The sequence below is a fragment of the Spirochaetota bacterium genome, assembly GCA_004297825.1.
GTDB lineage: Bacteria > Spirochaetota > UBA4802 > UBA4802 > UBA5368 > FW300-bin19.
In genome coordinates this window covers 49110-70041 of sequence record SCSX01000037.1, presented here as the reverse complement: position 1 = coordinate 70041, position 20932 = coordinate 49110, and the positions used below count along the sequence as shown (strand labels likewise).

Here is a 20932-nt window from a genome sequence, read left to right as displayed (position 1 = left end):
TGGGCCAATCCCGTAGAGACGCGATTAATCGCGTCTCTACGGGATTGGCGTTCATTCGCGTTCATTGGCGGTTACTATGACCGTGTAATAGGCAGCCGGCGGTATTCAGAGGGAAACTTTATTCTTCAAGCAGGGTACATAATGAAAAAAAGTATATTCGCGCCGATACTCATTCTCTGCATATCGGTATCCTCCTGCTCCCTCATGCAATCGAGTTTCAAGAAATCGCTCGACGGGCCCCGGGGCTTGGTGACCCTCCCTGGTCTCACGGGCGAGGCGCGCATCAGCCGGGACGCCTTGGGCGTGCCCTACGTCGAGGCGCAGAGCGAGGACGACCTGTTCTGCGCCTTCGGGTATGCAAGCGCATCGGACCGCCTGTGGCAGATGGTCCTCATGAAGATGGTCACCCAGGGACGGCTTTCGGAAATAATCGGGAAGGACGGCATTCCCATAGACGTCTTCATGCGCTCACTGGGCCTGAAGCGCTTCGTGGAAGCGGCCCTGGCCGAGATGGATGCCCCGACGAAAAAGGTGCTCGAGAGTTACGCGCGCGGGGTGAACGCGTACATCGCGGCGCATGAATATCTGCCCCCCGAATTCAGGCTCGCCGGCTACAAGCCCGAAGAATGGAAACCCGGGGATTCCTTCTACGTCTTCGCGATGCTGAACCTGAGCGTCTCGTTCAATTTCCTCGAGGAGCTGAACTACCTCCTGCTCGCGGGGCGGGTGGGGTACGAGAAGGCGGCGTGGCTCTTCCCGGTGTACCAAGACGAGGACATCCCCTTCGACGAGGCGAAAAAACTGGACGCGGCGACCCGGAAGGAGCTCATTGCCCTGAACGGCGAATGGGGCGCGCTGCGCGAAAGGCTGCGCGGCTTCGTCCCCGTGGGCATCCCCGCCTCAAACAACTGGGCGCTCTCCGGGAAAAGGACGAAGAGCGGGAAATCGATCGTTGCGAACGACACACACCTGGAGCTCACCATGCCCAACGCGTGGATGATGGCGCACCTGAAATGTCCCACGTACGAGGCGGCCGGCGTCATGGTCCCGGGAATTCCCATCGTGAACCTGGGCTTTAACGGCAGGGTCGCGTGGGGCGCGACGATGGTGATGGCGGACAGCCAGGATATATTCGTCGAGAAACTGAAAAAGGAAGGAGACCGCACCCTATACCTGTACAAGGGCGAATGGCTCCCGGTCGAGGAGCGGGTAGAGAGGATCATGACGGGCAAGGACGAGTGGGTTGACGTGCGCATCCAGGGCACGGTGCATGGCCCGCTCCTGAACGACGCCCTCGCGCAGATGCCCTTCCCGCCGGTCATGCCCATCCAGCCCGTGCCCATGGTGGCCCGCTACGGCCTCGCCCTGTCCTGGGCATGCGAGGAGGGAGCCCGCACCTTTGGCGGTTTTTATCGCCTGGGGAAGGTCGCGAACGCGGCGGAGGCAAGGCTGGCTATCGCCGATATTAAATGCATATATCTGAACTTTGTATACGGGGATCGGGACACGGTTGCGTGGCAGGTTTCCGGAAAATACCCGATCCGTAAAAAGGGCAGGGGCCTCCTCCCGTCTCCCGGCTGGGACGGTGAATACGACTGGACCGGGTTCGAACCATTCGAGAAACATCCGTTTTCCACCAACCCGGCCGAGGGATTCATCGCCACGGCGAACCACCGCACCGTGGAAAAAAATTTCCCGGTCACGCTCACCTCGAGTTGGTACAACCCGGACCGGGGGGAGCGGCTGAACGACGTTCTTTCGAAGATGAAGGATGCGGGCACGGAAGATATGTTCGCCCTGCAGTTCGACCGCTATTCGAACATGGCGAAAAAGATCCAGGGGCTCCTGCACAATTCCCCGGCGTCCCCCGGGATTCGCCGCGCTATCGAGGATTTAAAAGACGCGAAGACGAAGGCGCGCGCGCTCGAGGCGCTCACGATGTTCGCGCCGGGCGCGTTCGACTGCGTCATGGACCCGGGGTCGGCGCACGCGGCGGTGATGGGCGCCTTCATGCACGAGGCGACCAGGGCGATTTTCCTGGACGAGCTTGGTCCCGACGACGCGGCCGGCTGGAAGGCCTTCGCGGACGTGAACATCTCGTCGTATTCGGCCCCGGAGGACCACCTGCTCTTCAGGCCTGAGTCCCCCTTCTGGGACGATATCCGTACCGTCGAGCGCGAGGAAAGGCCCGAGATACTGGCGCGCGCCCTAGGGGCGGCGATTGCGCTCTGCGAGAAAAAGATGGGCGGCGACCGGGCGGAATGGAAATGGGGTTCGCTCCACACCTACCACTGGAGGCACGATTTCACGAAATCCACAATGTTCTTCCACGATTACCTGAACAGGGGCCCGTACCCGGCGGGGGGTGACGTGCACACCGTAAATGTATCGGCCTTTTTCTGGGGGAAGGATTTCGAGACGATCGTCATCCCGGCCATGCGGCTCGTGGTCGACTTTGGCCTGGAGGAGCCTGCATTCCTTGTCACGGTGCCGGGCCAGTCCGGGAACCCGTCGAGCGAACATTATGCCGATATGCTCCCCCTGTACCTTGAGGGGAAGAATCATCCCCTTCCTTTCGGAAGCGAGCGGGTAAAGGCGCAGTACGGAACTACACTCATCCTGAGGCCCGGTCCGGCCGCGGCATTCAAATATTCCGGGGAACGGTAACGGCGCGCCAAAGATGAACAGGCGATATCGGAAAACCAAAATTCAAAGCGAGGTCGGGAAATGATCATTCGGAGAAGGGGAATTTTTACGGTTACACTTGCCTCCCTGTGTGTCGCGGCGCTCGTCGTCGGGTGCGCATCGCAGCGCAAGGCTCCCGTCGCATCGGAAAAGCTCGGTGCGCTCGAGGCGAAGGCGAAGCAGAGAAACCCGAACGAGCCCCCGGATTATGCGATGCTGCGCATCGGCACCGAGATGCACACCACCAGGATTAACAGGATCGCGATCGATGCCATGAACCGTTACGTGGCGACCGCCTCGAACGACAAGACGGTGAAGGTGTGGGAGATCGCGACAGGGAAGCTCGTGACCACCCTGCGCCCGCCCATAGGCGAGGGGAACGAGGGGAAGATATATGCCGTCGCCATCACGCCCGACGGCAGCACGATCGCATGCACGGGCTGGACGGGCTGGGACTGGAACAGGAACGCGTCGATCTATTTTTTCAACACGCAGTCCGGCGCGCTCCTTCATAAGCTGGACGGATTCCCCGGGGTGATTTTCAATCTGGTCTATTCCAGGGACGGAAGCCATCTGGCCGTATGCCTGGAGGGCAGCTACGGGATGCGCGTCTACCGCACCGCGGGTTTTGAGCTCGTGGGAAGCGACAGCGGGTACGGGGCGCAGTCCAACGGCGGGGATTTCGACGCGCGCGGCAGGCTGGTTACGACCTCCTACGACGGGTCGCTCCGCCTCTACGACGAAAAGTTCGACTTGATAAAGAAAATCAGCACCAAGAGTTCCAAGGATCCGTCCCGTGTCGCTTTTTCCCCGGACGGCTCCCTCATCGCCGTGGGGTTCGACAGGCAGCCCAAGGTGGACGTCTATTCCGGGGAAGATCTGGAGTATCAGTACTCCCCCGACACGGAGGGCGCAAAATGGGGGCTCTTCAGCGTGGGCTGGTCGATAGACGGCGCGACGCTGTACGCGGGGGGATCGTATGACAACAACGGCGTGGTGCCGCTCTTGAAGTGGGCCTACGCGGGGAAGGGGCCAAAACAAGAGCTCGCGGCCTCCTCGGATTCCATACAGCAGATCCTTCCGCTCGCGAACGGGAACGTCCTGTTCTGCACATCCGAGCCCTCGTGGGGCGTCTTCAACCCATGGGACCAGAGGGTGATGTACGTGTCGCCGCCCATCTCCAATTTCAGGTTCAAGGATACACGCTTCTCCGTGTCGCGGGACGGATCCATGGTTCTTTTCGGCCTTACGTACAACCAGAAGGAGAAGGCGCTCTTTTCCCTCCGCGATCGGGCGCTCACGCCCGCGCCCGTCGTTATTCCGGACGACCTTGAGCGTCCGCGCGAAAGCAGCGAGTCGATAAAGATTATTAACTGGAAGCACAACCTTGCGCCCTCGGTCAACGGTGCTACCATTTCCCTTGACAGGAACGAGGCATCGAGGAGCGTCGCGGTACAGAGTGACGGCTCCGGATTTCTCCTGGGAGCGGACTGGTATCTGCGCTACTTCGATGCATCGGGAAATCCCGTCTGGAAGGTGCCCGCGCCGGGGGTGGCGTGGGACGTCAACCTCTCAGATGATGGCAGGTTTGCGATCGCCGCGTTCGGAGACGGAACAATCCGCTGGTTTCGCGTTTCGGACGGGAGCGAGCTCCTGGCCCTTTTCCCGCACAGCGACGGGCGGCGGTGGGTGGTCTGGACGCCGCGCGGGTATTTCGACGCGAGCGACAAGGGCGACGAGTTGATAGGCTGGCATATCAACCAGGGAATGGACAGGGAGGCGCTCTACTTCCCGGCCTTCGCCTTCGCCGACGAACTCCGGCGCCCGGAGATAATTGACGAGGTGCTGCGGAGCGCGGATACGGACGATACGGTGACCGCACGCCTTCAGGTCAATTACCCCGATGTAAGCGAGCTCATCCCGGGCATAATGGGCATGATCGAGAAAAACAAGGCCGCGGGTGAGAAGAACGCGGCCCAGGTCGCCAGCGTGCACCAGGTCCACGCGCGCAACAACCAGGTGATAATCGCCTCGGGGAAAATCGGCGAGAGCCTCAAGATCGGGGACAGGGTTTACGTGATGCTGGGCGACACGCGCGTTACGCTCGAGGTGATATTTCCCATGCAGACTGTGGCGAAGTGCATGGCCGTGGGCCAGGATGTCATGTACCTGCGGCTCCTGACGCCGGGGATGCCGGTCTTCAAGTGAGGCAGCTCATTTGTCCATCATGAGCTCCATCTTGAATTTTTCGAGAAAGTAGACGGAGGATCCCCACTCGAGGTCGGACGCCTGTAAATCGCTGAAAACGATTTCCCGCACGAGCGGGAGGGTCCCGAATCCCTTCGTGCGCATCTCCGCCAGCTTTTCGGTCACGCTGTAGACCTCGCGGAGCGTCATGAACCCGGATGAAACCCCGTCCGGGAACGTGATGCTGTAAAACGGCTCGTCTCCCATATGGCGCGCAACGCTGGCCGGAAAGGCGTGCGTGGACTTGTATTTCGCGAGGTAAAGTTGCTCCACGTCCCTGGTGTCGTCCGTGAGGGTGTACTTACCCAGCTTGTCCAGGCGATGCGCGTAGATCCTGATCCGCTTTTCGTCCAGAAATGACATCCTGTCCCGCGCGCGCACGGCGGTGACGGTTTTTTTACTGAAATCGTACAATGCGCAGAGCGCGGAATCCCTGTGCCTCCTCTGTTTCGCGAACACGAAGAAATTCCCTTTTTCGTTCAGGAGGCTAATGAGCACCTGGTCGCTCCTCTCTTCGTACAATATCGTGATTGAGTTTTCCTGGTGTATCTTCGCGAGCATCGCGTGGGAGGCGAGCGAGTCCTCGTCGCTGTGGAACCGGTAGCGTATGTTTTTCCGGGGTTTCAGGGACACGGTCGTGTGGAATTTCGACGGGTTCGCGAAGACATGGATCACCAGCTTGCCGCCCTCGCGTTCGGCCATGATCAGCCTGTCCTGGAACTGGGCGACGAAGCGGGCGCTCTTCGTGGCAGCGGACTCCACGATGAAGGCGTATGCCTCCTTGAAGAGCGTGATCACGCGCTTGTAGAGCTTCTTGAACGGCTCGGGGGTGCTCACCACGCAAAATTCCTCGAGGGGCAGATTCCTGACCAGGCCGTCGGAGAGCACCTGCTGGAGCACCCTGAGGATCGCGTCCTCGCCGTCGTATTCATGAAGGAACGACTCGCCCCAGCTCGAAAAATACAGGTGCTGGACGCTCACGATACGTTCGGCATTGTCGCGGTTGAAATTCACCACGACCAGGTTCGCCATGCTGAAGGAGGGTTTGATAAAGTACTCGTTTTTCACGCGCACGCGATCTCCGGAAAAGAGGGCGCTCACCTGGTTCAGGAGCTCGGTCACGAGCGTCTGGTTGACCCTCGTGTAACCGGACTGGATGTTGAGCCTGGAGAATACCGGGTCGTATATCTGGTTCAAGGTCATCCAGATGAGGAGCCGGAGGAGGCTGGATTCGATGCGCAGGGTGGTGGCGGTGATTTCGTCCTTTTCGTTTTTCACGCGCTTGAAGAGACGCCACTCGGTTTCCTGCAGGCCCTGCCCGGAAGGCTCAATGTAGAGAATGGCCTCCGAGGGTGTGTCCTTGAACGTAATGAACTGCTCGATCTTGTTGGGCTCGGTGGTAAAATGGCTCTTGATTTTCCTGCTGAGAAGAAGAAAATCGGTCTCCGATATTTTCTTATCCAGGCGCAGGGCCGGGATCTGCGTGGTGATTTTCTGGTAGCTCAGGAGCATGAATTTGCGCACCGCGTCCCAGAAGGATTTTACCCGGTTGAATTCCCACTCGTCGAACTGGTCCAGGTCCCTGATCCGGGGCAGGTCCCAGTTCCATTCCTTGACGTAGCGGAACATGACCGCGACCTTGTAGGGAATGTTTTTTTTGTCCTTTATTCCCACGTACTTCGAAATCTGGGGATCGACCTTTAAATACAGGTTCTGCTTGAGTATGTCCACGAGACCCTGGTCCTCGAGGGCAGCGCTGTAGTAATCGCATACCTCCTGGAACATGAGGAGGTAGGAATCGAGGATGCCGTTATCCAGGTTCTCCCTGAGAATGTTCATTTTGATTTTCTGACTCAGGAGGGGAGAATCCGCCTTCCCGAATATATACTTCTCCAGCACGCCGATCTTCAGGATGGATTTGAACGGGTTGCCCAGGGACTTGATGATCTGGAAGAGTGCGGCCCCCAGGAAGTCCTCGCGGGAAATTTCGTACAGGTTGCCCAGGTCCACGAATTCGGCTTTTTGTTCCGCGGGGAGCCTGTTGTAGAGCAGGTCGTACTCCTCGTCGCGGACGAACTGCGGGAGCACCCACCAGAAGGGAACCTTGCCCGCGATGATGATCGAGCTCCGGAAGAACTCGTCCATGAGCACCGCGCCCACCGTGGAGCCGAACGCCTCCTCGTCGTCCTCGGCGAAGATATTGTTGCGCACGCTTTCGATATCGTTCACGAAGAGATGGATGGGGAGCCTGATTTCCGATTCGACCCATCGCTGAACGGCTTCGACTTTTTTGCGGAAGTTCGCATAGGGCAAGGGGCCCACCGCGGCGCGGGAGACGCACACCCAGTAATCGAAGTCCGATTTCTTATTATAGGCGACCGTGCCCACGCTGCCCATAACCGCCAGCATCTCCACGAACTGGTTTTCGGCAGGAACGTCGGTTCGCACGCCGGCGAATTTACCCCTGAGGAAACGGCGGGTGTCTTCATCGGGACTGTAGGCGTATACCCCGAGCGGGACCTCGCCCTCGACGTATCCGGGGAGCTTGGGGGTGTTCACCGAGAGAAGGAACGGGATGAGGTTAAGGGTCCTCCTGACGGTGGCGCTCGAGATGAGGGACTGAAAGCGCTCGAATTTGATGGCGTTGCAACGCTGAAACCTGGCCTTGTTCTGGGAGATCGTTTCTATAAAATCCATGCCGTGCTACGCGCGCAGTGCTGCCGCGTCCTCGAAAATTTCAGTTAACGCCTGAAACAGGGGACGCGCCTCCAGGCTTATGGGCCGTCCCGCGCTTTTCACGCGGTAATCCGCGTGCGCGAGAAGCGGGAACATGAGCGCAAGCCTCTCGGGCGGGGTCAGGCGCGCCTGCTCGAGAAAGGCGTCGGCGCCCCTGCCGCGCACCTGGACTTTCCCGAGCGCTTCCTCCGGCCGGGCGCCCGCTCCTACGAGCGTGTGGAAAAGCTCAATCTGCTCGGCACGGTGAAAGAGGCGCCCAAGGAGTACGAGTTCGGGGGTATTGTCCTCCATGAGTTTTCGGAAAAGTTTGAACGCTTTTTTATCGCACATGAACACCATGTCGGTGAACTGGAACATGCCCGCCTCGCCCTGATCCTCGATAAACGGCAGGATGTCGCTGCCGGTCACGAGGGAATTTCCCGGGAAGGCGCCGGCGATAAGTTCGATCGCCTCGTCGAGCTTCCTGGTGTCGCGGCCGGTTCGTTCCACGAGGAGCTCGGCGGCGGTGCGGTCGATCCTGATCCCGGCCTCGGTGAGCCGGGTGCGCAGGATTTCATACATGTCCTTTTCAAAGGGACGCCAGAAATGATAGACGCGGGTGCGCTCGAGCAGGGCGCCGGTCATGAATTTGGGCGGGCGGTTTTCAGGGGTAGTCATGACCAGGGTTACGCCCTCCGGCCGCGCGCGGATCATTTCTTCGAAAATGCCCGCGGTCTGGGCGCCCGCGGGCATTCCCTGAATGTTGAGCGCGACACATACCTTTTTTTCCGAGAACATGGACCGTATGAGCGCGAATTCCGCGGCGCGCATGAACTCGTCCATCTCCACGTGAAAGCGTCCCGTCGCCGAACTGTCCGCCTCCCCGCCCAGGATTTTCGCGATGATGCGCCCTATGGCTTTTTCCTTTTCCCCTTCGTCCTCGCCAATGAGAAGATAGGTGGGATGCGCGGCACCCCCCTTGATGTCGGTCCAGAATTGCCGGGACGCGGGGTAGCGTGTTTTTTCGGCCGTCATTTTCTTCCCTTTTCTTCGCTGGTCATAAGCTCCGTGTACCAGCCGGTCACTGTTTTTTTCGCCACACGCTTCGCGAGATCGAGGAGCACTCGGTCTTGAACGGCCTGTTCGTTCGAGATGGGCGGAACCAGTTCGGAGTAGGTTTCGAAGGCCTGTATGTCGGCGTCGCGGAATATTTCGTGCCCGGTCTTTACCTCGACAAGGCTCACGGAGGCGAGCACGCGAATTCGTTTTTTAACGGGAAGCCCCGCACCGTTGAATTCGGTCACCTGGACCTGGCAGGACAGGATTCTTCCCTCGAGCAGGAGGTCTGCCTCCTCCTTCCCGTCCACGACGCCAAGCCTGCCGTCGCGGGCGATTTCCTCCCGGACCTTGATGCTGACGCGCGCTGAAAGAGAGGGAACGGGGGACCGGTTTTCAAAATCCGGGACGACGATGCGATTCGCGGAACGGGGTATCACCGGCTCCCCGCTCATCTTCCCCATCACGCGATCCACGGCGGCGACCTGCGTTGCTCCCCCCGCGCACGCGCAGGCGACAAGCAGGAGCAAGGCCGGCCCGTACACGGACGGCCGCACGCACGCGCGGGTGCGCGGTGAGCGAATTATTCCGCCCGGGGAAAATATTTTTTCTAAAGTTTTGAGCACGACCGGCCGATTTATTTATTGATCATTTTACACTGGCTGTCTTCCCGATGATGCCAGAACGGCACTCTCATAGAAGACTGACTATGGTAACAACGGGATATTATGTATCCCGTATTTTTTTGTTCCCAGGGTCCCGGTTGCCGCACGGAGCCGCCCGGACATACTACCCAACCGGGCCGCATGGCTACAACCATAAAATGACACGATCCCCGCCTTGCGGCGGGGCCCCTACATTTCCCTGATAATCTCCTTGATGCGGTAAATCTGCTCGATGTATTTTCGCGCGGGACGGTCCCAGTAATAGACGGAATTTTCCGCGTTCATGCGCGCCCGGTGCACGATCTCCGCGGACATGCCGGTCATGAATTCGTTCGCGCGCGCCATCGCGTCGTAAAACGCGGATGAGGTGAAGTCCGAGAACAGGAAGCCATTGCCCTCGACCTCGTCCTCGCGCACCCTGACGGGAACCACGGTATCGCGCAGTCCGCCCGTGGCGCGGGCCACTACCAGGCAGCCCGCCGAAAAGGCTTCGATCTGGGAAATGCCTCCCGGCTCGTTCATGGAAGGCATGCCGAAAATATCGGAAGAGAGCAGCGGAACGCTTATGTCCTGGAAACCGAACGACACGTTGACCGAGTCCGGGTAGATCTGACTGAGCAGGTAAAGCCCGTGCGCCAGGTCCTCGCCGCGGCGGTCCCCTGAAGACACGGCCCCCCCGATAATTGCCTGCAGGCCCAGCGTATCGAAAAGGCCCTTAGACGATTCGAGAAGAAGCTGAAATCCCTTCTGCTCCGTGATCCGGTGAATCATGCAGAAGAGCATGCAGTCCGGGTCGACCGCAAGGCCCCGTTCCATCTGGAGGATGAGCTTGTTGCGGAGCCTGCGCGCCATCCAGAGCCGGTCGGCGTTCGTTATTGAATCGATCCCGCCGGGCTTGAGCAGTTCCGGGCACCGTTGCGCGATCTTCTCCTCAAGGGCCGTGTTGCCGCGAATCGTTTCGAGAAGTTTTCCCTCGTTTCTTTCGATGAATCGCGAAGAGGCGAAGTTGGCGCCGATACGCTCCTTGAAGTCCCGGCCTATGGCGTTACTGATGCCGATGACATCGTGGAGGATGTGCTCCAGCCCGTCCGAGGCGTACTCGATCTGGACGGCGTAGCTGGGGCTCACGGTGATCGTGCGGTCCGCGAAGCGGATTCCCGCCGACATGCAGTTAAGGCGGTCACCGTGCACGGGATCGGAGAATTCCGCGGCGCGCCACGAGGGCAGGTTGAACAGGCCGAACAGGTCGAAGCCGCGCTCCCACCGGTGATAGGAATCGAAATACTGCCACCCGCCGTTATGGATGATGTGCAGGAAGGTCGTGCGGAAGAAATTCGGGTTCTCCCGGTAGACATGGTCGCTGCGCACGATGCCGTTGAACAGGCCCGCGTACGCGTCGTTCGTGAAGGTGAACAGGGGCCTTAGGCCGAAGGTGCAGATAACCTCCGCGCATGCGCGCGCGAAGGCGATGCGCCTGCGGAGCTTTTCCTCCGAGGTTATTCCCCAGTAGAGCCCGTCGAAAAACTCGTAGTGGTCCAGGAGGAAGTAACCGATGCCGTCCACGGTCCCCCTGCTCACGCCCACCTCGTACTCCGCGCCCATGATCCGAAACCGGACATTCACTCCGGTGTAGCGGATATCGTATTTCTTGACGGCGTCCTGCATGCGGGCCACCGCCTTCTCGTCGCCGCTGCGGTAAAAGCCGGTGATCACGTAGACTTCCTCGCCCATCTTGACGAGCTCGCGCGGAAGCTCGTACACGACATTCGCGAGGCCCCCGCTCTTGGAGAAGGGGTCGGCCTCCGCCGAGAGGAACACCATGGGGTCGCGGCGGTTGTGACTCTCGAGCGAGGCGCCCAGCGCGCGCAGCTTGTCGTCGCCATGCCGCGCGAACTCCGCGATGAATCCCGTCGCGCCGGCGGCGGAAAGGTACCCGTCCTCCACCATGTGAAAAAGCGCGCGCTTGATCCCGATCTCGAGCTCGTACCGGTTCCGGTCCCAGAAAAGCGGAACGAGATGCTCGCTCACGTACCCCGCGAACTCCTCGAAGTGGGACGCGTGCGCGCAAAGCTCGTTGAACGCGAAATTCGAGGAGAAAAGCTCCAGGCCCGATATCGCACAAAGGCGGAAGAACGAGTCGCGCAGGAAGTCGGCGTAATAGTCCTCGGGATTATCGACGGCGCGCAGCCGGAGGAGCTTTACGCGATCGGTGTAGGAGACAATGGTGTTGATGCGGGCGCTCTTGAGCTCCCGGCCCTTGTAATAGCTGTAGTGCCCGGTGACCTGCGAATAGATTATGTCTTCCACACGGTAGTAGGCGCTGTCGGGAATGGGAAGCGCGGGGTTGTCGAACTGGATCGAGGCGTGCTGGGTCGAGTCCGCGAAGTTGAACACGCCAAGGAATATCCCGGTATCGGTGAATTTCGCCGAGGCGGCCACCATGGTGTTGTTCGCCCACACGAGGTAACCCCTGCCCCTGTTTTCCCGGTGGAAGGAATACCATTCCCGGTAGAACCGGTCAAGGCTCCTGTGGGAGGCATACTCGAAGGAGTTCCAGTTTACAAAGATGTTGTCCAGGAACACCTTCCATCCCTCGCCCTCGGCGCTTCCCTCGTAGTCCATGATGATGTTGTTCATGAACGTGGTGATTCCCACGGCCGCACGGAGCCCCCTGTGGCCAAAGGTATTGAGCGCCCGGCGTTCGTCGTGGTTCCCGAGTATTCCCAGGAGCTCGGTGCCCGGCGGGAGCGCGGCCGGGAAATAGTTGTCGTAGATATGGTATATCTCGCGGACGTCGGTCTTGCCATGGATGATGTTCTCGCACACCTTGAACAGCGCCGAATTGTAGGGAATGATCCCGACGCGCGTGAGAAAGCGCTCGTGACCCCAGTAGCATTCCGCGATGTTGAGAAAGTAGGTCTTCCCCTTCTCCATGAGCGCGCGTTCGATGCGCAGCATCATGTAGTAGTGGATGGGAATGGCGATCACGTCGCGGCAGGCGCAGTCATAGTACCCGGTCGTGATGAAGTGGCCGTCCTCGCGCTCGTTCACGATGATGCGGCCCTCGACCATTTCCTCATCGGAGCGCGCGCGGTCGTATACGTAGAGGTAGTTGTTGCGCTTCATGACGATGGGGACCGCGTGCGCGGAGTCGAACCGTATGCCGTCGATGTCGTATTTTTCGATGAGCGCGAGAATGGATTCGGCGAGCCAGTCCCAGACCTGGAGCATGCGGTAGTTGTACAGGCGCCCGTCGTTCCAGCTCCCGTACCGTCCGTCGGTGGAGGCGCGCTCCACGAGGTTTCCCGACCCGTCGTAGCATTGCGCCACGCATTCCACGGGGAGCTCCGTCGCGCGGCGGTTAAGGTGCGGCACGATATCGACGATGATCTTCAAATCGCGTGCGTGCGCCGCGCGGACGAGGTCCAGGAAATCGGCCTCGCCCCCGAGCGAGGGCTCTATCTCCACGAGGCTCATGGGCGAGAAGGGGGACGGGGAGCTTGCCTCGGGCGCCCAGTCCTCGCTGTTGGATCCGCGCCGCTGGACGCCCAGGAGATAGATTGCCGTTATGCGATATCGGTCCGCCAGGTCGTCCAGGTGCGCGGTGACGTCCGAGAACCGGCCCAGTCGAATGACCTCCCCGTTCTCGTTGTATAGGAGGCCGGTGCGTCCCTGTGGGTCCATCCAGTACGCCTTGGTGTGGCCGTGAATATCGGTGAATATCTCGAGTATGATCTGGCCGCGCACGTCGGGAATGACGTTCACGCGCCCGCTTGTGTCGGCGCGGGCGACCCAGTCGTGTTTCCTGCGGCTGCGGCGGCACACGAGGTAATCGTAGTGGCCGTACTCGGCGAACGCCCACGCGCCCACGAAGCGGTTGTAGCTCGGGTCGAAGGTGAGCGCGCACTCCTCCCAGGCGATGTCCTTTTCGACCGAGATGCCGTCCACGGAGGTGTTCCGATAAATCCTCAGGTAGTATTCGGCTTTGTCGCGGGGCAGGTCGAAGCTGAACCAATGGATGGAGCCCGCGTTCACGGTGGCGAAGCGCGCGGAAAGCGGCGCGTCGAACTCCTTGGGGGCGAAGATGCGCTCGAGCACCACGTTCGCGCGGTCACGCACCTCGTGCAGGTCGTGTCCCGCCGCGGCAACCAGTATGCGCATGAGCTCGCGCAGGCTCTTGCGGTCGCCCGCGCGTTTGAAGGTGCGGGCGAGGCGCTCGATGCCGTCCATCGCCTTCACGCACTCGTCGTGCAGGAAGTTGAGCTCGTCCCCGGGGACTCGCGCGTTCAGGAGCTTCAGGTATTTCTGGCGGTCGCGCGCGGTGAACTTGCGCACGGCCTTCTCAACCGGCGCCTCCTCGTACTCGAGCTCGGCGCGGGTGAAGCCGCGGATGACCTCGTCCAGGAGCGTGACGAACGAGCGCGATACCTCGGGCGGGAACACGGTGATGTGCGAGTAGCCGGTCTCGATCGCGCGCTCTTCCACGGCGAGCAGGCTCAGGAACGCGCCGTAGAGCTCGCGTCCGCCGCGCTTCAATTCGTAGCCCAGCGCGTCGAAGAGGTTGAGGCCCAGGTAGACGGACGGGGTTTCCTGCCATTCGGGACCCTGTCCCACGTGGGCGAGCACGGTGGTCTCCGGCGATACGTGCAGTATCGTGGGCGAGCCGTGGCGTTCCTTCACGATGACGAAGCGGCGCGCGGGCAGGGAGGTGAAGCTTCCCTCGCCCAGGGCACGGTGGATGAAGGTGAGCGCCCCCATGAGGCGGCTCGAAAGACGCGTATCGGACAGCAGGCGGGTCTTGACCGTGCCGTCGTCCTTCGACACGTCGTCGAAGATGCGGTTTCTCATTCCCAGGAAAAGCTCGCGGTATATGGCGACCGGGTCTCCGGATTTCAGGCGCGTCACGAGATCGGGATCGGGGGTGAACGCGAAACACCGGTTTTCCCCGAATGCGGTTTTCAGCTCCGCCTTGACGATGTCGTCGACGATGAGGTGCTCGTCCTGGATGCGGAATCGGCTGAGACTGCTAAGGGATGACGTCCTGCTGTCCACGTGCGCTCTCCTCGCGTGAGTGTATCGGTCCCCGTTACTATCCTGATAGCATAACGGACGCAAAAGTCAAACGCTATAAAAAAATAGTTTCAATTAACGGGGACGTTCTCTGTAATGAGCGCACCATGGCGGAAAAATTCACGGGCATCGAGTACCTGGACGCCGCGGGCGTGCCGGGTGCGGAGTCGTTTACCGGGGAAGAGCGCGCCGCGCTCGCGCTCATCAACCGGCGCGTCGCCGCGGGCGCGTCGCTCAGGGAGATTGTCGACTTCGTGTTCCGCGAGACGCGCGCGCTCATGCCCTGCGATCGCATAGGGATCGCCTTCCTGCAGGAGGAGGGCAGGAGGCTCCTGCTCTACCACGTGGCCGCATCGTACGGGCCGCTCTACCTGGATGCAGGCTACGCCAGTGACATTCGCGGGAGCTCGCTCGCGGAAATTTTCCGGGCGGGGACCCCGCGCATCATAAACGACCTGGGGGAATACCTGCGCGCGAACCCCTCGAGCGAATCCACGCGGCTCCTCGTCAGGGAGGGCGTGCGCTCCAGCATGACCTGCCCGCTCTCGGTGGAGGGGCGCATGGTGGGGCTCCTCTTTCGTTCCGCGCGCGTTCCCCGCGCCTACACGGCGCGCGAGGTCGCGCTCCACATGGCTATGGCGGAGCGGCTTAGCCAGGCGGTGGAGAAGGCCTACCGGATCGAGGAGCTCTCCTCCGCGTTCAACGCGTACATGGAGATGCTCGGTTTCGTCACGCACGAGCTCAAGAGCCCGCTCTCGTCCATCATCCAGATGGGGCATACCCTGTCCGGGGGATACCTTGGCGCCATAGAGCCAAGGCAGCGCGAGATGGTGGAGCGCATGATGCACAGGGCCGAGTACCTCCTCGCGCTCTCGGGCGAATACCTGAACCTGTCCCGTTTCGAGAGCGGGAAGCTCACGCTCAACGCCTCCCCGGCCGACTTCGCCGTGGATGTGCTCGCCCCCGCGATCGAGATCGTGCAGGCCCAGATGGACGCGAACCGCGTCCGCTTCGAGCGGGACGTCCCGGGGGGGATGCCGCTGGTCGTATGCGATATCGAGCTCATGAGGATCGTCATGGTGAACCTCCTCTCGAACGCCGTGAAATACGGGAACGTGAACGGGGGCGTGCGCCTGCGCGCGGCGCGCGACGCCGGGACCCTGCGCGTGTCTGTCTGGAACGAGGGGCCGGGCTTCCCGGAGGGCGAAAAGAAAAATCTCTTCAAGAAATTCTCGCGCCTGCAAACCGACGAGCTCATGGGCAGGAAGGGCTCCGGGATAGGCCTCTACATGAGTTGGAAGATAATCACGGTCCACGAAGGAACGATCCGGGCGGATTCGCGCCCCGGGGAATGGGCCGAGTTCAGCTTTGAAATTCCCGCGCGGGAATCCTGACCGCGCGCCACATACGCACCACGGAGAATACTTCACATGGAGTCATTTCTAAAGAGCATCTTTCGCCGCAAGAGCCTCGATATAATATTCGCCGAGGCGGCGGCGAACGAGAAGGGGCTGCGACGGGTGCTGGGACCCTTCGACCTGGTGCTGCTCGGGATCGGGGCGGTGATCGGGGCGGGGATATTCACCACGGTGGGGACCGCCGCGGTGGGCGACACCATGCGCCCGGGTGCGGGTCCCGCGATCGTAGTCTCCTTCATGATCACCGCGGTCGCCTGCGGCTTCGCCGCGCTGTGCTACGCGGAGCTCTCCTCCATGGTGCCCATCTCGGGATCGGCCTACACGTACGCCTACGCGACGCTGGGCGAGTTCATCGCCTGGATCATAGGCTGGGACCTTATCATAGAATACGCCGTGGGCAATATCGCGGTAGCAATATCATGGTCGGGCTATTTCAACGAGCTCATGAGGGGGCTCGGCATCCTGATCCCCGACTGGCTCACGACCGACTACCGGAGCGCGTTCAGCGGCGAGACGCTTTACCGCGCGGCGTCGATGCTCGTCTCGGGGGAGAGCATGGACGCTGTCAGGTCCATGAGCGCATCGGCGGCGGGGCAGATACAGGAGCTTATCGGCAGGGGAATGGGCTTCCCGGAAATCGCGCGCAATTTCGTGCACGCCCATAACGCGATCACGACCGCGCCGCACGTCCTGGGGCTTCCCATCATCTTCAACCTTCCGGCCGTCGGCATCGTCACCTTCGTGACGGTGATCCTCATCGTGGGGATACGCGAATCGGCGCGCTTCAACGCGGTCATGGTCCTCGTGAAGCTCCTTATCCTGGGATTCTTCGTGTCCGTGGGATTTTTCTACATAAAGCCCGAGAACTGGGTTCCATTCGCGCCTAACGGCATGGCGGGCATCCAGGCGGGGGCGGCCATCGTCTTCTTCGCCTACATCGGCTTCGACGCGGTCTCCACCGCCGCCGAGGAGACGAAAAACCCGTCGCGGAACCTCCCCATAGGCATTATCGGATCCCTTATAATCTGTACCATCATATACATCGTCGTCGCGCTCGTTTTCACGGGCATGGTGCCGCTGTCGGTCTTCACGCAGTCGAACAAGGCGGAGCCGCTCGCGATCGCGATGAGCTACAACGCGCTCAACTGGGCCGCGGGCATCGTCGCGTTCGGCTCCGTGATCGCGAACACGGCGGTCATCGTGGTGAACCAGATCGGCCAGACCAGGCTTTTCTACTCGATGGCGCGCGACAAGCTCCTTCCGCCCTCGTTCGCGCGGGTGCACAGCCGCTTCCGCACGCCGCACGTAACCACGATCATGACCGGTGTCTTCGTCGCCTTCTTCGCCGCCTTCACGAGCATCGACGAGATGGTGGACCTCATCAACATAGGGACGCTTTTCGCGTTCATTCTCGTCTGCATCGGGGTGCTCATACTGCGTAAAACCGAAGCGGGCCGGAAGCGCGGCTTCCGGGTCCCGTTCGCGCCCCTCATGTGCGGCCTGGGGATCGGGGCGTGCCTGTACCTGATCGCGGGGCTCCCGTCCATCACCTACCTGCGTTTCCTCGTGTGGCTCACGGTGGGAGGGGTACTGTATTTCTCGTACGGGTACCGGAAGAGCAGGAGGCGTAAAACGGCATAGGGGGCCGATACGCGTTTTTGGTCGTCCGTAAACAGAACCCCCGTCGTAGTCCGTAAACGGAATCCCGGTAGAGACGCGATTAATCGCGTCTCTACCGGGATTCCGTTTTTATGGGGATTCCGTCCCACCGCCAAATACGCGCCGGCAAAATAACGCGCCCCCGTCATCCGAAAAATCCACCACGGGAAGCACGCCGTATTCCCCGCATAATTCCAAATACGCACACCTGGCGCAAGCTCCCGTTACGACGCCAGAAATAATTTTACACATTCTGCGCACCCTGCGCTTCTCCGAGGACGCGCACGCAGAAAGGCGTGTGTTCCTCCATGTCGCGGAATTGTTCCGAAGGGCGAAGCATTCCCTCCGAACGGCAGCATGAAAAGAATTTGCAACGGGGGCAGATAAAATTATCGGGTCGGGTGCGCTCCCGGTATTCTGCCGAAGCGAGGGTTTCCGCCAGTGAGCCGGGACGGTAGGCGCCGACAGGCTCCCGGGTGGAATGGGCAAGCGTGAGGGAGAGGTCCGCCATTACAACCAGGCGCCCCGCGCGATGCAGGGACGGGGCAGCGGGTACCCAAGGCATGCCCAGGATCACGGCCACGGCCCGGGCGAGAGGATTCTCCTGGATGGAAATCCGATAGCCGTAAAGGTTCAGAAGCGCCGCCGTACGTACGAGCGAAACGAATTCTCCCGGAGTAAGAAGCTCTCCCGAAAGATCGAGCGCGTCGCCGGGGACGCGGATGAGCTGGATAAGGGTAAGCCGGTCGATGCCGGGGAATCCGCTAAAAAGAGATTCCGCAAAACGAGGAAGGCCGGCAAGAAGGCTTCTCCCCGTGGAGGAAAATACGCTTACCGCGAGTCCACAGCCGAGCGCTTCTTCCAATCCCGCGATGGCTTTCCGGTACGAATCCTCTCCCCGAATCCGGTCATGCAGGCCCTCCGGGCCCTGGATGCTAATGGAAAGAGAGACCGCCTTGAATGATGCGAGTTCCCGGCAGATATCGCGCGAAAGAAGCATGCCGTTGGTGTTGATGAACGCGGATTCGTACCCCCTGGTAAATGCATGCTCTAAAACGGGGAAAAGCGCCTCCCACACAAGCGGCTCGCCGCCGGTCAGGTGAAGGTGCCGGTAGCCGCACGCGAACCCCTCATCAATTATCCCGGAAGCAATTTCCCGCGCCATATCTATGAATTCGGCGCGTCCTGCGCGGGCGAAGCAATGCATGCACGCGCTGGTACAGCGTGTCGTCACCTCGAGCGTGAGGTTTTCCTGTGTGATTGATTCGAGCAGTTCAGATTCGCTCATAGCCCGTTGATTTCTCCTGCGCGAGCGGGGCTGCCAGAACGCGGAACTCGTCCGCAAGCCCCTGCATGGCATGCCGCGCGGCGATTGATTCCGCCCGTGCGAGCTCTGCGCATATCCTGTTTGTAATAGCGCTGCATATGTCCTGCGCGGCAAGCGCTCGTACAAGCTCAGCCGGAATCTCCGCTTCCTTTACGGGAGGTCGCATGGAAAGCCCGTCCCAGAGCGCGCGACCTTCCTCGTCGAGCGCATGGTAGACGGCGCTGTGCCCGCCCGCCCGCGCGTCGGCGGCGACGTCCTGGATGTCGTCCAGGAGCCTCCAGGCGATTCCGAACGACTCGTAGGACTCGCGCACGCCCCGGTAGAAGTCCGGATCATCCGAGACTGCGCGCGCGGCAAGGAGCGGCCCGGCGAGCCAGGTGGCCATTTGACCCCGAAAGTGCGTGCAGTAGGCGTCCAGGCCTGCACGGTCCGGCGGGGAGCTTATAGCACGGTAATACGCGTCGATACAGGAGTCCGCGATTCCAGAACCAAGCGCATCAGGTCGTTCGGCGATTGAAAATGAATCGCGCATGACGCGCCATGCCTCGCTTCGCACGAGGAGCGCAAGGTGTGTGGAGGGAATCTCCCCGTCGTTAAGATGGTCGTCCAGCGAGTGGAGGAGCATCGCCATCGCGTGACCGCGCGCAAGACGCGGGAATAAGGAGGAATCGGGTTTCCGGGGGTTGTCCGCGCGCGCGGCGATCCAGTGGAGCACCGACCAGGCGGGGGCATGGTAGTTTCGGAAAAAGTCTATCGGCCCCCCTAATTTTAACCCCGAGTATTCCATCAGGAACAGGGAGGCGGGGGCGTGCTGCGATTCCGGCAGACTGCGCAGGAGTGCGAGCACCGTGTCGTTGAGCTCAACGAGAAGCGCGCGCTCCGCGCCGCAGGGTTCGATGCTCCCGAACCGGAGTGACGCGCAGTACCGCATGAGTGTGCTCGTATCGGCCATCTGGTGGTCTCCGTGCGAACCTTAATGCATGATTTCCATGAAGCGTTTGTACATGAGAGCTCCGCGCATCCCGGGCCCAAAGTCCCGTCCAAGCGCGGCATCGGCACGGGCGATGCGGGTGGATTCCGCGAGAAACGCTCCATACCCCGCGCGCCAGGCCTGGTCGTAGTGCAGCGGCGCCCCTTCCAGGATGCACTGCGCGGCGAGCCTGCCGGACAGGAGCGCGTACAGGATGCCCTCACCCGTCACGGGGTGGGCGAGCCCCGCCGCGTCTCCCAGGAGGAGCCAGCCGTCGCCCGCGCAGGGTGAATCGAAAAATCCGGGCTCCGCGGCCATGGGCAGTACCGCGCTCCACCGGGACCTTACGCGCGCCCCGGGGCACGTATCCGCAATGAGCCCGTCGAGCTCGCGGAAAAGGTCCGCGCCTTTTTTCTCCCCGTGCCGCGCGCCGATTCCCGCGCTCGTGTCGTTCCCGCGGGGAAATATCCACGCATATCCCTGCATATCCGAAAACCGGATGACGGGGCGCGCGTTTTCCAGGGGGTCCAGGAAATAACCGCAGCAGAGCGCCATGTCCGCCCGGCGAATTGGCGCGCTCACCGTCCCCCGCACGATCCCGTGCATGCCGTCCGCCCCCGCGAGCGTGTGCGCATGGAAGGTGGAGCGGGCCGTCCGTATCTCCCAGCCTGCCTTTGCGCGCGCAATGCCGGTTACCTTCTCCGCCACATGCCCGGCACCGCCGCTGGTCGCCTTTCCCAGCAGGTATTCGCCCATTTCGCGCCGCGAAACGAGCGCGACCGGTTTCCGGAACGCGTGAACGGACCGGTCACCGCGCGGAAGGATATACTCGATATCGGTGGTGGCCGCCCACGAGCCCGGATACGGACCGTCTTCCAGGAGAATCTCCATCGCCCCGGGACTGAGCATCCCGCCGCAGGGCTTCTCCCAGGGAGCGCGATAGTCGAAGAGGAGGACCCGCGCCCCGCCTTCCGCGAGGATGCGTGCGACCGTCGCACCCGCGGGACCCGCGCCGATTACGGCGACGTCGGCGGTGCGGGGACGCCGATGTGTGGGGGGTGCTGAGACGCGATGAATCGCGTCTTTACGGTTAACGGATTTCATGGAGGATACGTATATA

Annotated in this window: 11 protein-coding genes; 4 read left to right on the top strand and 7 right to left on the bottom strand. The window is 61.2% G+C overall.

The window, feature by feature from the left end; translation table 11 throughout:
- Positions 1–141 precede the first annotated feature (141 nt).
- Together EPN93_08570 and EPN93_08565 are read left to right on the top strand one after the other, a co-directional pair.
- On the top strand, positions 142–2667 hold the full coding sequence (locus tag EPN93_08570) for a penicillin acylase family protein (GenBank protein TAL36466.1): 2526 nt from the start codon (positions 142–144) through the stop codon (positions 2665–2667).
- A 60-nt stretch (positions 2668–2727) separates the two neighbouring features.
- Complete coding sequence (locus EPN93_08565) at positions 2728–4893, top strand: WD40 repeat domain-containing protein (GenBank protein ID TAL36465.1); 2166 nt, start codon at positions 2728–2730, stop codon at positions 4891–4893.
- A gap of 6 nt (positions 4894–4899) precedes the next feature.
- Here the strand turns inward: EPN93_08565 and EPN93_08560 are convergent, their stop codons facing one another.
- The 4 genes from EPN93_08560 to EPN93_08545 all read right to left on the bottom strand — a co-directional run bounded on the left by EPN93_08560 (position 4900) and on the right by EPN93_08545 (position 14420).
- The gene (locus tag EPN93_08560; protein ID TAL36464.1) at positions 4900–7629 is read right to left on the bottom strand and encodes a hypothetical protein; all 2730 of its coding nucleotides are present in this window, start codon (positions 7627–7629) and stop codon (positions 4900–4902) included.
- 6 nt (positions 7630–7635) lie between these two features.
- Positions 7636–8682 carry a hypothetical protein gene (locus EPN93_08555; protein TAL36463.1) on the bottom strand — a complete coding sequence of 349 codons (1047 nt, stop codon included), beginning with the start codon at positions 8680–8682 and terminating at the stop codon, positions 7636–7638.
- A complete protein-coding gene (locus EPN93_08550; GenBank protein ID TAL36462.1) occupies positions 8679–9344 on the bottom strand; it encodes a hypothetical protein in 666 nt (221 codons plus the stop codon). The genes EPN93_08555 and EPN93_08550 overlap by 4 nt, the downstream gene beginning before the upstream one ends.
- 213 nt (positions 9345–9557) lie before the next feature.
- A complete protein-coding gene (locus tag EPN93_08545) occupies positions 9558–14420 on the bottom strand; it encodes a glycosyltransferase (GenBank protein TAL36461.1) in 4863 nt (1620 codons plus the stop codon).
- Between EPN93_08545 and EPN93_08540 the strand changes: the two genes are divergently transcribed.
- Positions 14402–15832 (top strand): GAF domain-containing protein, encoded by a 1431-nt coding sequence (locus tag EPN93_08540; protein TAL36460.1) that lies wholly within the window; start codon positions 14402–14404, stop codon positions 15830–15832. The two genes, EPN93_08545 and EPN93_08540, sit on opposite strands and share 19 nt — an antisense overlap.
- A gap of 36 nt (positions 15833–15868) precedes the next feature.
- Positions 15869–17497 (top strand): amino acid permease, encoded by a 1629-nt coding sequence (locus EPN93_08535; protein TAL36459.1) that lies wholly within the window; start codon positions 15869–15871, stop codon positions 17495–17497.
- Positions 17498–17759: 262 nt separating this feature from the next.
- On the opposite strand, the gene EPN93_08530 is transcribed toward EPN93_08535, so the two are convergent.
- Genes EPN93_08530 through EPN93_08520 form a run of 3 tightly spaced genes read right to left on the bottom strand, consistent with a single transcriptional unit; the run spans position 17760 to position 20916 of the window.
- Positions 17760–18875, bottom strand: a complete 1116-nt coding sequence (locus tag EPN93_08530; protein ID TAL36458.1) for a radical SAM protein — start codon at positions 18873–18875, stop codon at positions 17760–17762.
- A complete protein-coding gene (locus EPN93_08525) occupies positions 18790–19794 on the bottom strand; it encodes a hypothetical protein (protein TAL36457.1) in 1005 nt (334 codons plus the stop codon). The genes EPN93_08530 and EPN93_08525 overlap by 86 nt, the downstream gene beginning before the upstream one ends.
- A 21-nt stretch (positions 19795–19815) precedes the next feature.
- Complete coding sequence (locus tag EPN93_08520; GenBank protein ID TAL36456.1) at positions 19816–20916, bottom strand: geranylgeranyl reductase family protein; 1101 nt, start codon at positions 20914–20916, stop codon at positions 19816–19818.
- Positions 20917–20932: the final 16 nt, after the last annotated feature.

Bases quoted from the DNA above. Each gene is read 5' to 3' on its own strand.
- EPN93_08525 (TAL36457.1), bottom strand. From the start codon at position 19,794: ATGGCCGATACGAGCACACTCATGCGGTACTGCGCGTCACTCCGGTTC.
- EPN93_08535 (TAL36459.1), top strand. From the start codon at position 15,869: ATGGAGTCATTTCTAAAGAGCATCTTTCGCCGCAAGAGCCTCGATATA.
- EPN93_08570 (TAL36466.1), top strand. From the start codon at position 142: ATGAAAAAAAGTATATTCGCGCCGATACTCATTCTCTGCATATCGGTA.
- EPN93_08555 (TAL36463.1), bottom strand. From the start codon at position 8,682: ATGACGGCCGAAAAAACACGCTACCCCGCGTCCCGGCAATTCTGGACC.
- EPN93_08565 (TAL36465.1), top strand. From the start codon at position 2,728: ATGATCATTCGGAGAAGGGGAATTTTTACGGTTACACTTGCCTCCCTG.
- EPN93_08530 (TAL36458.1), bottom strand. From the start codon at position 18,875: ATGCCATGCAGGGGCTTGCGGACGAGTTCCGCGTTCTGGCAGCCCCGC.
- EPN93_08540 (TAL36460.1), top strand. From the start codon at position 14,402: ATGACGTCCTGCTGTCCACGTGCGCTCTCCTCGCGTGAGTGTATCGGT.
- EPN93_08560 (TAL36464.1), bottom strand. From the start codon at position 7,629: ATGGATTTTATAGAAACGATCTCCCAGAACAAGGCCAGGTTTCAGCGT.
- EPN93_08520 (TAL36456.1), bottom strand. From the start codon at position 20,916: ATGAAATCCGTTAACCGTAAAGACGCGATTCATCGCGTCTCAGCACCC.